The 11826-nt window shown below is 40.3% G+C and carries 13 protein-coding genes; 8 read left to right on the top strand and 5 right to left on the bottom strand.

What is annotated here, in order from left to right; all coding sequences use genetic code 11:
• Window positions 1-161: 161 nt before the first annotated feature.
• Complete coding sequence (locus QF028_RS26015; protein WP_429470214.1) at window positions 162-614, bottom strand: OsmC family protein; 453 nt, start codon at window positions 612-614, stop codon at window positions 162-164.
• 88 nt (window positions 615-702) lie between these two features.
• Between QF028_RS26015 and QF028_RS26010 the strand changes: the two genes are divergently transcribed.
• Window positions 703-1197 (top strand): VanZ family protein, encoded by a 495-nt coding sequence (locus QF028_RS26010; RefSeq protein ID WP_410884853.1) that lies wholly within the window; start codon window positions 703-705, stop codon window positions 1195-1197.
• Window positions 1198-1236: 39 nt separating this feature from the next.
• Here QF028_RS26010 and QF028_RS26005 read toward each other — a convergent pair whose 3' ends face one another.
• Complete coding sequence (locus QF028_RS26005) at window positions 1237-1893, bottom strand: lysozyme family protein (protein ID WP_429470212.1); 657 nt, start codon at window positions 1891-1893, stop codon at window positions 1237-1239.
• A gap of 236 nt (window positions 1894-2129) precedes the next feature.
• Here QF028_RS26005 and gatC point away from each other — a divergent pair, with 236 nt between their 5' ends.
• Genes gatC through gatB form a run of 3 tightly spaced genes read left to right on the top strand, consistent with a single transcriptional unit; the run spans window position 2130 to window position 5329 of the window.
• On the top strand, window positions 2130-2429 hold the full coding sequence (gene gatC, locus QF028_RS26000) for an Asp-tRNA(Asn)/Glu-tRNA(Gln) amidotransferase subunit GatC (protein ID WP_429470210.1): 300 nt from the start codon (window positions 2130-2132) through the stop codon (window positions 2427-2429).
• A gap of 2 nt (window positions 2430-2431) precedes the next feature.
• A complete protein-coding gene (gene gatA / locus QF028_RS25995) occupies window positions 2432-3889 on the top strand; it encodes an Asp-tRNA(Asn)/Glu-tRNA(Gln) amidotransferase subunit GatA (RefSeq protein ID WP_429470208.1) in 1458 nt (485 codons plus the stop codon).
• 12 nt (window positions 3890-3901) lie between these two features.
• Window positions 3902-5329, top strand: coding sequence for an Asp-tRNA(Asn)/Glu-tRNA(Gln) amidotransferase subunit GatB (gatB, locus tag QF028_RS25990; protein ID WP_088085177.1), 1428 nt, complete (start codon window positions 3902-3904; stop codon window positions 5327-5329).
• A gap of 691 nt (window positions 5330-6020) precedes the next feature.
• On the opposite strand, the gene QF028_RS25985 is transcribed toward gatB, so the two are convergent.
• A complete protein-coding gene (locus QF028_RS25985) occupies window positions 6021-6452 on the bottom strand; it encodes a VOC family protein (protein ID WP_429470206.1) in 432 nt (143 codons plus the stop codon).
• 158 nt (window positions 6453-6610) lie between these two features.
• Here QF028_RS25985 and QF028_RS25980 point away from each other — a divergent pair, with 158 nt between their 5' ends.
• Window positions 6611-7156, top strand: coding sequence for a DUF1697 domain-containing protein (locus QF028_RS25980; protein WP_429470204.1), 546 nt, complete (start codon window positions 6611-6613; stop codon window positions 7154-7156).
• 34 nt (window positions 7157-7190) lie between these two features.
• On the opposite strand, the gene putP is transcribed toward QF028_RS25980, so the two are convergent.
• On the bottom strand, window positions 7191-8669 hold the full coding sequence (gene putP / locus QF028_RS25975; RefSeq protein WP_429470202.1) for a sodium/proline symporter PutP: 1479 nt from the start codon (window positions 8667-8669) through the stop codon (window positions 7191-7193).
• Window positions 8670-8895: 226 nt separating this feature from the next.
• On the opposite strand from putP, the gene QF028_RS25970 reads away from it, so the two are divergent.
• Window positions 8896-9450, top strand: a complete 555-nt coding sequence (locus tag QF028_RS25970; protein ID WP_429470200.1) for a thioredoxin family protein — start codon at window positions 8896-8898, stop codon at window positions 9448-9450.
• A gap of 43 nt (window positions 9451-9493) precedes the next feature.
• Here QF028_RS25970 and plsY read toward each other — a convergent pair whose 3' ends face one another.
• Entirely contained in the window at window positions 9494-10114 is a 621-nt protein-coding gene (plsY, locus tag QF028_RS25965; protein WP_429470198.1) for a glycerol-3-phosphate 1-O-acyltransferase PlsY, read from the bottom strand.
• 120 nt (window positions 10115-10234) lie between these two features.
• Here plsY and QF028_RS25960 point away from each other — a divergent pair, with 120 nt between their 5' ends.
• On the top strand, window positions 10235-11017 hold the full coding sequence (locus QF028_RS25960; protein WP_429470196.1) for a class I SAM-dependent methyltransferase: 783 nt from the start codon (window positions 10235-10237) through the stop codon (window positions 11015-11017).
• Window positions 11018-11103: 86 nt separating this feature from the next.
• The gene (locus tag QF028_RS25955) at window positions 11104-11742 is read left to right on the top strand and encodes a pentapeptide repeat-containing protein (protein WP_429470194.1); all 639 of its coding nucleotides are present in this window, start codon (window positions 11104-11106) and stop codon (window positions 11740-11742) included.
• The last annotated feature ends 84 nt before the right edge of the window (window positions 11743-11826 follow it).

The raw sequence follows: 11826 nt of genomic DNA, 5'->3' as shown, positions 1-11826 counted from the left end.
GGAAATCATCAAGCCAGAGGTCAAACTGTCCATATGAGAGGTTCATAAGGACAAAAATCATCAAGCCAGAGTCCAAACTGTCCTTATGAGAAGATCATAAGGACAAATACCTCATGCAAAACCTTGAACTGTCATTATGACACTCTAAACTCCTATGATTTTCACCCAACTGCCACTTCCACTATAGCTTGCAGTTCGATTTCAACATTTCCCTGAATGGCGCGACTGATCATGCAAGAAGTCTCCGCTTTTTTTGCGAGTCTCTTAGCCATCGCCACTTCTTTTTCGATTGCACCTGGTTTCAAGACTATATGTGGTCGATGAATAATCTTTTTGTATGTAAAAACCCCATTGGTGACATCCACAATTCCTTCAGACTCCATCATTAGAGTCTCCTTCTGCAAATGGCTACGTTCCATCATCGCTGCAAGTGTGATAATATAGCAGGTCGCGGCAGCCCCAAGCAGCATCTCATCTGGATTAGTGCCGACTCCCGGCCCATCCATTCCTGGTGGGATGGAGACCTTTGTTATTAAATTCCCTGTCTCAATCTCTCCAACATCATTCCGTAATCCCGGCCAGTTCGCCTTTAAATGAAAAATATGTTCAGCCATTCTAAATTCCTCCAATTTGAGTTTTGCTCCCACGTAATTTTGAAAATATGGTATGGTTATTTAGATATGTAAAAATGGAGCAGTGATAATGAAAATTATTTTTAAAATTACCCTTTTCCTAATTCTTTGTTTATATTTAGCGATTCTTTCAAAATTAATTTTGTTTAAATATATCCCGTTAACCGAGATTATTAATCATTTTAACTTTACCTATGATGAATACCACTGGCGGTCGAATAATTTCGTCCCCTTTAAAACCATTAAATTTTATCTGTTTTTAGCAGATATCAATCTAAGTATTCGAATTGAGAACTTAGCAGGGAATGTCATCGGTTTTATGCCGTTCGGATTTATCTTACCATTGCTGGCAAAAAAGTTTCAAAAAATCAGCGCTGTCACCTTTTCTACCTTTAGCTTAAGTCTAACGTTCGAACTGTTGCAGCTCGTATTTGAATTTGGCAGCTTTGATGTGGACGACTTAATTTTAAATACGGCTGGTGGAATTCTTGGTTATCTGCCTATTAAGTTCGTTTTTCTGATCACCCATTTGAAAAAGAAAAACATAAAAACAACGCAATTTTAGGGGGCAGTTTCAAAGTAAACAAAAACCACCGATGAATCTTCAAAAAGATCCACTGGTGGTTTTTTCAGTGCCGTTTACAGGAACGGTATCTGCTAACAATTGGATATTATTCGTTACCTTTGTGCTATAGGTAAAATCACCATAACAGTATGGATAGCGGAAATTATCTTTATTGCCGCCACATGTATAAATGGTTGGCTTTTCTTTTACCCGCTGCAATGAGAATTCCTTCGCCAATGCTTCACTATGTTTTCCGCCGTGCTGTGCAACAAAGTCAATGTAACCAATTCCCATGTTGTAGGACTGGATAATAGTCTGAAAATCGACCTTTTTCTGATTCCCATAAGTAAGAACGCGCTGAAAATGTTTAACCCCAACCTGAATACTTTTTTTCGGATCTGTAATTGTATTTCTTGCCAAACCAGCCGATTCCGACGATTGCATAGGATCCCCGCCTTTGCCGCGGCTTTCCTGCTGCATTAAGGCTACTAGTACTGTCGTATGAGTTTCGAGATTATATTTCGCTAATTCATCATGTATTAAGGGACGATATTTTATTACATCAGCAAATGGATCAGATTTTTCAAGTTGAAGGGAACCTGGTTGTTGAAAATAATTTTGAAACATGGCCAATCCACAAAAAAGCATAAACAGCATCAAAAAGAGTTTAAATTTCTTCCGTCTTCGTTTTTTCATTCAGAAGCCCTCCCATCCATGACCATTATAAGGGAAGATGCCAAGAATGTCTGTGATGAACTTATCTGAAAAATATTTGCATTATTAAGAGAAAAATAGAATTAAATTTTTAAAAGTTTGAACAAAAATTGATTTGCTTGCCAATACTGATAGTTGAATCATTGCGGTAATGCGGAAAAGTTTGGTATCATCATTAGTATTGATATGACAAGACAAATGGGATTGGGGGTTATGATATGTCACGAATTTCAAATGAGCAGGTTAAGCATGTAGCCAACTTGGCACGCTTGGCGATAACAGAGGAAGAAACAGAAAAGTTTACAAAGCAGCTGGATGCGATTATTACCTTTGCTGAGCAGTTAAATGAATTGGACACGGAAAATGTGGAACCTACATACCATGTGCTGGATATGAAAAATGTTTTACGTGAAGATAAATCCAAACAAGGATTGGCGCTTGAAGAGGTACTAAGAAATGCGCCGGAACATCAGGATGGGCAGATTAAAGTACCATCGATTATGGGGAAGGAGGATTAATTTTGAGTTTATTTGATTATAAAGTTGCAGACCTACATGAGCTGCTACATAAAAAGGAACTAAATGTATCTGATCTTGTTGAAGAATCATACAAGAGAATCGGACAAGTCGAGGACAAAGTTCAGGCATTTTTAACATTGGATGAAGAGCGTGCCCGTCAATCAGCGAAAGCATTAGATGAGAAACTTAACACGGATGCGGCAAAAGGTTTGCTATTCGGGATGCCGATTGGCTTAAAAGATAACATGGTTACAAAAGGACTGCGGACAACCTGTGCGAGTAAAATTCTCGAAAACTTTGATCCAATTTATGATGCCACCGTCGTTCAGAAACTGCAGCAGGCAGAAACGGTAACGATTGGGAAGTTAAATATGGATGAATTTGCAATGGGGTCTTCAAACGAAAATTCCCATTATCAAACGACACGGAATCCATGGAATCTTGAGACGGTTCCAGGTGGTTCATCAGGCGGTTCAGCAGCATCTGTTGCAGCAGGTGAAGTCCTATTTTCCCTAGGTTCTGATACGGGTGGTTCAATCCGTCAGCCTGCTTCTTTTTGTGGTGTCGTCGGATTAAAGCCAACCTATGGTCGTGTTTCCCGCTTTGGCCTTGTAGCCTTTGCGTCATCACTTGATCAAATTGGACCGATTACAAGAACAGTTGAGGATAATGCCTACCTGCTTCAAGCGATATCCGGCCTGGATCCAATGGATTCAACCTCAGCAAATGTGGACGTACCCGACTTTGCTAGTGCCTTAACTGGTGACGTAAAGGGTCTTAGAATCGCAGTACCAAAAGAGTATCTTGGTGAAGGTGTCAGCGAATCCGTCCGACAATCTGTCTTAAATGCATTAAAGGTGCTCGAGGGTCTTGGCGCCGTTTGGGAAGAAGTTTCCCTGCCGCACTCGGAGTATGCACTTGCCGCTTACTATTTGCTTTCGTCATCAGAAGCCTCAGCGAACCTCGCCCGTTTCGACGGAGTCCGTTACGGCTATCGTACAAAGGATGCGGAAACGTTAATTGATTTATACAAAAAAACACGAGCAGAAGGTTTCGGTGATGAAGTAAAGCGACGGATCATGCTTGGAACGTTTGCATTAAGCTCAGGTTACTATGATGCTTATTACAAAAAGGCACAGCAGGTTCGGACATTAATCAAGCAAGACTATGAGAATGTTTTTGCCAAGTATGATGTGATTATCGGCCCGACTACACCAACGCCGGCTTTTAAAATTGGTGAAAAAATCGAGGATCCGTTAACGATGTATGCTAATGATATTTTAACGATTCCTTTGAACCTTGCAGGCTTACCAGGAATTTCAGTTCCGTGTGGCTTTGATGGCGGGCTGCCGCTAGGCTTACAAATCATCGGCAAGTATTTTGATGAAGCAACAATTTATCGGACAGCACATGCATTTGAACAGGCAACAGACTATCATAAACAGAAACCTGGATTATAGGGGGTGAAGACCGTGGAATTTGAAACAGTGATTGGACTTGAGGTCCATGTTGAGTTAAAAACAGATTCAAAAATTTTCTCGGCGAGCCCCAATCATTTTGGAGCTGAACCGAATACAAATACAAGTGTGATTGACCTGGGCTACCCAGGAGTTTTACCTGTCCTTAATAAAAAGGCGGTAGAATTTGGGATAAAAGCAGCCATGGCCATTAATTGCGAGGTTGCTACCCATACAAAGTTTGACCGCAAAAACTACTTTTACCCGGATAATCCCAAGGCCTATCAGATTTCCCAGTTTGACAAGCCAATTGGGGAACATGGCTGGATTGATATCGAGGTAAATGGCTATACGAAGCGGATTGGGATTACGAGAATTCATTTGGAAGAAGATGCAGGAAAGCTGAACCATGGCAAAGGGTATTCTTTATGCGATTATAATCGTCAGGGCACTCCGCTTGTTGAAATCGTTTCTGAACCGGATATTCGCACTCCTGATGAGGCATATGCCTATCTTGAAAAATTAAAATCAATTATCCAATATACAGGCGTTTCCGATTGTAAAATGGAAGAGGGCTCACTTCGTTGTGACGCAAATATTTCGATTCGTCCCGTTGGACAAGAAGAATTCGGAACGAAAACAGAATTGAAAAACCTGAACTCATTCAATTTTGTCCGCAAAGGGCTTGAATACGAAGAGAAGCGTCAACGCGAAGTGGTGTCTGCTGGTGGAACGATTGATCAAGAAACACGCCGCTTTGATGAAGCCACTGGGGCAACCTTGCTGATGAGGGTCAAAGAAGGCTCCGATGATTATCGTTACTTCCCAGAGCCGGATTTAATGGACTTGTACATTGATGAGGACTGGAAAGCAAGAGTTCGTGCCGAAATCCCTGAACTGCCAGACCAGCGTCAAAAGCGTTATGTAGAAGAGCTTGGCTTACCCGTTTACGACGCGAAGGTGTTAACTGTAACCAAAGAAATGGCTGATTTCTTCGAGGAGACAGTTAATGGCGGTGCGGATGCGAAGCTTGCCTCGAACTGGATCATGGGGGATGTTTCCGCCTACTTGAATGCTGAGCAAAAAGAGCTTCATCAAGTAGCCTTAACACCGGAAGGTCTAGCAAGCATGATTAAGCTAATCGAAAACGGAACAATTTCTTCGAAAATCGCGAAAACCGTTTTTAAAGAGTTAATTGAAAATGGCGGCGATGCCGAGAAAATTGTGAAGGACAAGGGGCTTGTCCAGATTTCCGATGAGGGAACACTTCTTAAAATTATTTCTGAGGTGTTAGATGCGAATCCACAATCGATTGAAGATTTTAAGAATGGGAAAAATAAAGCGGTGGGCTTCTTAGTTGGGCAGTTAATGAAAGCAACTAAGGGTCAGGCCAATCCGCAGATGGTCAATCAGTTATTACAGCAAGAATTACAAAAACGTTAAACGAAGCTGGCAGAGTCTATTCTGCCAGTTTTTTTATAGTTTGTGTGTTTCGACATTCTTTTCGCCATTTCCCGGGAAAAAGTCCTTTTCTTAAAAGGGTTTATCCCGCAACTAATCAAACGTTTGGTTAGTAAGGAATGATCAGGTATCGTGTCGAAGCATAAGAGTTTCCCTAAGATAACCCTAATATCGACTCGTTTCTTATTTTATTAGAGATAAATTATCGCTCGTGTCGACAAAGGATTTTCACAATAAGTGGCTGAAACCCTTTATTTATATGGCTTCCTATCTAACTAATCAAACGTTTGGTTAGTTTTTTTGAAGTGTGTAAATTCAACAACCTTTTTTCCGGATTTAGGAGTAAAAGGTTGAAAGGGAGGGCTATGCAACCTATTTAATTAAACGTTTGATTAGTTTACTGTTGGTCGAAGGGTGTAAATTTATAGGGAAATAAGGTGAATGGAAGGCTTAGCTGTCCCAGTTATCGACAACCTACTTATATGATTCCCGAGAGAAACTTTGATTTACTGGGGCTGATACCCGTTTTAATCAAACGTTTGGTTAGTTCTATATTTGTGGGAAAATAGTCGAGGTATGGAAATGAAAACAGGCTAGTATCCTTTTTTGAAAAATAGGTAAATTCAAAATACAAAGAGAGTATCTAAAGCTTTCTTAGATACCCCCTTTGTATTTAAAAGTCTATCATCGCACCGCGCTCATCAAAAATGGCTGAGGGATTCCAAGCGACTTCCCAAAGGTTATTTTCGGGATCGGCAAAATAGGCTGTCCGTCCGCCCCAGAAGGCATCACTTGGTTCTCTCAGTATTTTTGCCCCTGCACTGCGAATGCTTTCAATCGTTGTGTCAACTTGTTCTGGCTGATCCACGTTAATAGCAAAGGTCACACCATGAAAGCCCCCAGGAGATTGTGTAAATTCAATGCCGGCATCCTTTGCTAACTCAGCAATCGGAAATAACGAAAGCGGGACCCCAGCCGTTTTAAAGACAGCGTATTGATCTGAGCTTAATTCTGTCTCCTCCCATCCCAGAGCTTGATAAAATTTCCTAAGGACCGGTAAATCGTAGGCACCGATCGTAAGCAAACTAACTCTTTGTGGAACCATGATTAAATCCCTCCATATAAATTATTATGTATTACTGTTCTCCAAAAAATTTCTATTCTCCTCCCTAACTTACGGATAATAGATTTTCGTAGTTTAATTCGGCAAATAAATGGTAAGATTTAAACAAAGTGATGTTATAAATAAAGCGAGGTGCACGGATGACCATTTATATTGCGCTGTTACGAGGAATTAATGTTGGCAAGCATCACCGGATCAAAATGGCAGATTTAAAAAGTCTATTAGAAACAATGGGCCTAACCAAGGTGAAAACATATATTCAAAGTGGAAATGTTTTATTCGAAGCAAAAGACGAGGCTGAACTACTTAGCCAACGATTAGAGGATGAAATAAATAAGTCATTTGGTTTTCCAGTCCCTGTTATTTTAAGAACAGCTGAGGAATACGAACAGATTATCCGTGATTGCCCCTATTCTATCGATTCTCTTAAGGAAGGCGAGAGTATCCAACTAGCCTTTTTGGCGGAGGAACCCTCCCAAGCGAAAACAGAAATTTTACGCAGCTTCGAAAGCGAGCCGGACGAATGTTTTATAAAAGGGAAAGAAGTCTACCTTTTTTTACGGCAGAGCATCCTAGATTCAAAACTAGCATCACAGCTCACGAAACTAGGTGTTCCAGCGACAGTACGTAACTGGAAGACTGTCATCAAACTATCGACCATGGTAGAAGATTTGATAAATAAATAACGCTCGGATCGATTGGATCCGAGCGTTTGTCAATTTATTCATTTTTTAATAGGCGAACGCTCTCATTAAATTCCTTTTCAATCGCATCATTTTTCTTATAAGTGATCAAGCTGACAACCACCGCTACAATTAGATTGAAGACAAAGCCTGGAACTATTTCATAAAGCGTGTCACCAAGTCCAACATTTTTCCAAACGATAACGGTAACAGCACCGACGATCATTCCGAAAAGGGCTCCCCAATTCGTAATTCTTTTCCAGAATAAACTTAGCAGGATAACAGGACCGAAAGAAGCGCCGAAGCCCGCCCATGCATAGGCAACAAGGTCTAAAATGGTGCTATTTTGCTTGAAAGCAAGTGCAGCAGCAACAACGGACACAAGAAGAACCGCCATTCTTCCTAAGAAGACAAGTTGTTTATCTTTAGCGTTCTTGTTCATCACCATTTTGTATAAATCTTCAACAAGCGCACTAGAAGTTACGATTAATTGGGAAGAAATCGTACTCATAATCGCAGCAAGAATGGCAGCCAAAGCAAATCCAGCGAATAGTGGGTGGAATAAAATCTGGCTTAATTCAATAAATACCGCTTCCGGATTCTTTAATACATGATCAGGATTATTATGGAAGAATGCAATCCCAATAAATCCTGTGAAAATTGTACCGATAAGTGAGATAATCATCCAGCCCATCCCAATTCGACGAGCGCTTTTTGTTTCTTTGATCGTTTTGATTGCCATAAATCTTACAATAATATGCGGCTGTCCAAAGTAACCTAAGCCCCATGCCATTGCCGAGACTATTCCTAAAAAGGTTGTTCCTTTTAATAAGTCCATTTTAGTAGGATCAATCGCTCGAATCGTTTCAAACGTTTCAGCGGGACCGCCCGTGTGAAAGATGCCAATTGCGGGAACAAGTGCTAGGGCAATCAGCATCATTAATCCTTGAATAAAGTCTGTATAACTTACAGCCAAGAATCCACCAAATAGGGTGTAGGCAACCGTAACGCCGCCAACAATCAAAAGCCCAGTATGGTAACTCGTGCCAAACGAGCTCTCAAAAAAGACAGCCCCAGAAACCATTCCGGAAGAAACATAGAAAGTAAAGAATATAAGAATAACAATACCTGAAACAATACGGAGTAGTTTGGTGTTGTCTCTAAAACGGTTTTCAAGGTAGCTAGGAATCGTGATGGAATCGTTAGCAACTTGAGTATAAGAACGCAAGCGAGGTGCAACTAGCAACCAGTTAAGATAGGCTCCAATCGTTAAACCGACCGCGATCCACGCATCTGCCAAACCGGTTACATAAATTCCCCCAGGTAAGCCCATTAAGAGCCAGCCGCTCATATCAGCAGCCCCTGCACTTAAAGCGGTTACAGCAGGTCCTAAAGATCTTCCCCCAAGCATGTAATCCGTAAGATTGCTAGTCTTTCGATAAGAATACCAACCGATAAAGAGCATAGCGGCAATATAGATTCCAATCGAGAGTAGTTGTAGTGATTCGTTAGACATATATTTCCTCCCCTGTTTTGTTATCGTAGAAAATACTTTTAATAATATTTCCTATATAAAAAATATTCTATCAACTTTAAAACTCTATTACTAGTGTAAAAATATGTTTTTATAAAGTAGGGAAAAATACTTGTAGTATAACATTGGCGAATCTGCTTAAGCAGTTCGATTGTAACGTGTACTTGAAACGACTATTATAGAAGCAAATGGAAAGGGTGCTGTGTAAATGGATTTAAATCAATGGTTTCAAAAAGGATTAACTGTCGATGGGTACATAAACGCGATGACCACCAATAAAGATGAAATGCTTACAATCTATAATCAATTTACCTTAACGGACGAAGACAGAAATAAACTTGAGGCATTAAGACCGCAAAAATTACGAGCGATTGTCCTCTCAGAGGATTGGTGTGGGGATGCGATGCTGAATAACCCAATTTTGCTGCGAATAGCTGAGGCCGCCGGGATGGAAGTCCGTTTCGTGCTCCGCGATTCAAATCTGAAGTTAATGGACCAATATTTAACCAATGGCACGTCGAGAGCTATTCCAATTTTTATTTTTATCAATGAAGATGGCAGTGAAGTAGGCGTATGGGGACCAAGAGCACCCGAAATACAGGCATTTGTAATGGAAAAGCGTGCTGCCTTGCCAGATAAAGACGCTGAGGATTTCCAAGAGAAACAAATGGCAATGTTTAAGACCTTTAAAGAAACCTATCAAACAGATGCGGATATTTGGCAAACCGTTGCCAATAGTATCCTATCGACACTGTTAAAATAACAAAGAGGATCCCCTTGGCAAGGGGATCCTTTTCTCGTCCATATTAAATACTGCTGTTCTTTGGAGGGATGCGGTCGTTCTGCAAACTTTTATCACTGATTTTTGGCTCAATTCCAAGAATGAAATTACGGATGTTCGACCGGTGCAAATAAATTAAGAAAAAGGTAAATAAAAAAGAGATAAGTTCTAACTCAAAATTAGGAGAAACAAAGGCATATACGAGCATACTTAGACCAACGGTGATGGAGCCGAAGAATACATACTTTGTTAAAAAAATAACCAAAAAGAAGGTAATATAGGCAATCACTAATAAAGGAAAATTGGCAATCAACAGTGCTCCGGCAGTTGTAGCAATCGCCTTTCCCCCTCTAAAGCCTGCAAAAATTGGAAAGCAATGTCCAACAACAGCAGCGAATCCAAAGTAAAGGGGTTCCGCCTCAAGATTGAAGTAAATTGGCATGTAGGATGCCAAAGCGCCCTTCGCAAGATCAATAAGCAGGACGAAAATAGCTGACTTTTTACCAAGAACCCTCAATGTGTTGGTTGCACCAGGATTTTTGCTGCCATGATCCCGGATGTCTACACCAAAGACCAACCTGCCTACAATTAAGGCAGTGGGAACGCTTCCAATTAAGTAGGAAGCTAGAAGCAACAGCCAGAACATAAGCATCATTCCCTCATATATTATTTAAATAAATTCTCACATTATTTATAGATTCTATCACACTTCAGTGGTATTATTTTGTTGAATTCTCACTATTAGTAAGAAAAGGGAGCGCTCAACATGAGACAAATTGATTTTGGTCAAGTTGCTAATAGCTATGCATGCGCAAGAGAAGATATTCCCGTAACCTTAATGGATAGCCTCCATCTCCGCAATATTTTTTTTGAAGGAAAAAAAGTCGCTGATATCGGCTCGGGAACTGGTGTGTTAACAAGAAAAGTGGCCTTACGAAAAGCGGATGTTATTGGCATTGAGCCATCAAAGGAAATGCTAGAACAGGCAAAGGCTTTCAATCTTACGAAGAACTTTACCATTCCGTATCAACTGGGCAGTGCAGAAGATACAGGTCTAAAAGATTCACAGTTTGATATTGTCACAGTAATAAGGGCATGGCATTGGTTTGATCGTCCTAAGGCAATCCAAGAAATGAAAAGGATATTAAAAGCAAAAGGGACGTTAATTGTTATTGATTCTGGTTTTCTATCAGGCACGCCTGCCGTTGAAAAAACCTTTGCAGTGCTAGCAAAATACGTTGAAGGCGGCTTATTGCCAGCAGGTTCGAAAGCAGAGTCCCAGATGCGGATGAACGGATTTCCCGTCGAGTGGTTTGCTGAATGGCAGACAAATGGTTTCGAACTAAGAGATTTTTATAAGTTAAATTACAGGGTCAACTATACAAAGCAGGAATGGATCGAGCGAATGGAGTCGATTTCATGGCTGGCAGGAATAGATGTAACAGTTCGAAAAGCGGCATTGGAGGAGTTAGCCAGTTCAATCCCTGATCAAGAATCCTTTGTCATTCCACATGAATGTAATGTTTGTATTTTAAGAATTGGTGAGTAGACCTTCTACTATTTACGTTATAATAACTTAAAAGATAAACTCATCACATGATGAATCAACATCGCCTTATGAAAAGGATGATCAATTTGAGTCAGAAGCTAAAAATTCAACAGCCAAAAATTCCATCAAGTCTAACACCATTAGACTTTAACGATAGAGAAGATTCTTACATTAACATGGCAATTATCAGCGACTGCTCGATATCGCAAGAGGAAATTGAAAAGCTAAGTTTTGAAGAGGTTGTTTTTAGAAATGTAACCTTTCTCGATGGATCGTTTCGCTATATTCAATTAACTGATGTTTTATTTGATCGGTGCGATCTATCCAATGTGGATTTTACCGATGGAATTATCCACCGTGTCGAGTTTCACGATTCAAAACTTTTAGGGTTAAATCTTGCAGATGCTACACTTCGTAATGTCTTGTTTGAGAGCTGTAATCTGAATATGGGCTCGTTTGGATATGCTGATTTGAAGGAAATGAGATTTGAAAATTGTTCCCTTCGCAATGCTGATTACTATGATGCCAAGTTTAAAAAAATTGAATTTAAAAATTGTGATCTTGATGATGCGAATTTTACGGGAACCACTCTTAAAGGAGTGGACCTCAGCACCTGTAAATTTAACCGCTTAAATCTCTCGCTTGATAGTGTTGCAGGGTGCACGGTTTCTGCAGACCAGGCGCTAGGATTTGCGAGGCTATTAGGATTGGAAATTAAAGAATAATCTACGATATATCTGCTAAAACCGTGCGGCCGCCTTCGCACGGTTTTTTCTTGTGGAATTTTTCTGCCATGAAAATTAGCATGG

Source organism: Neobacillus sp. B4I6, assembly GCF_050434045.1.
In the GTDB taxonomy this organism is placed as follows: Bacteria; Bacillota; Bacilli; order Bacillales; family Cytobacillaceae; genus Neobacillus.
The sequence above is the reverse complement of the archived record's forward strand: the minus strand, read 5'-3'. Positions and strand labels throughout refer to the sequence as shown.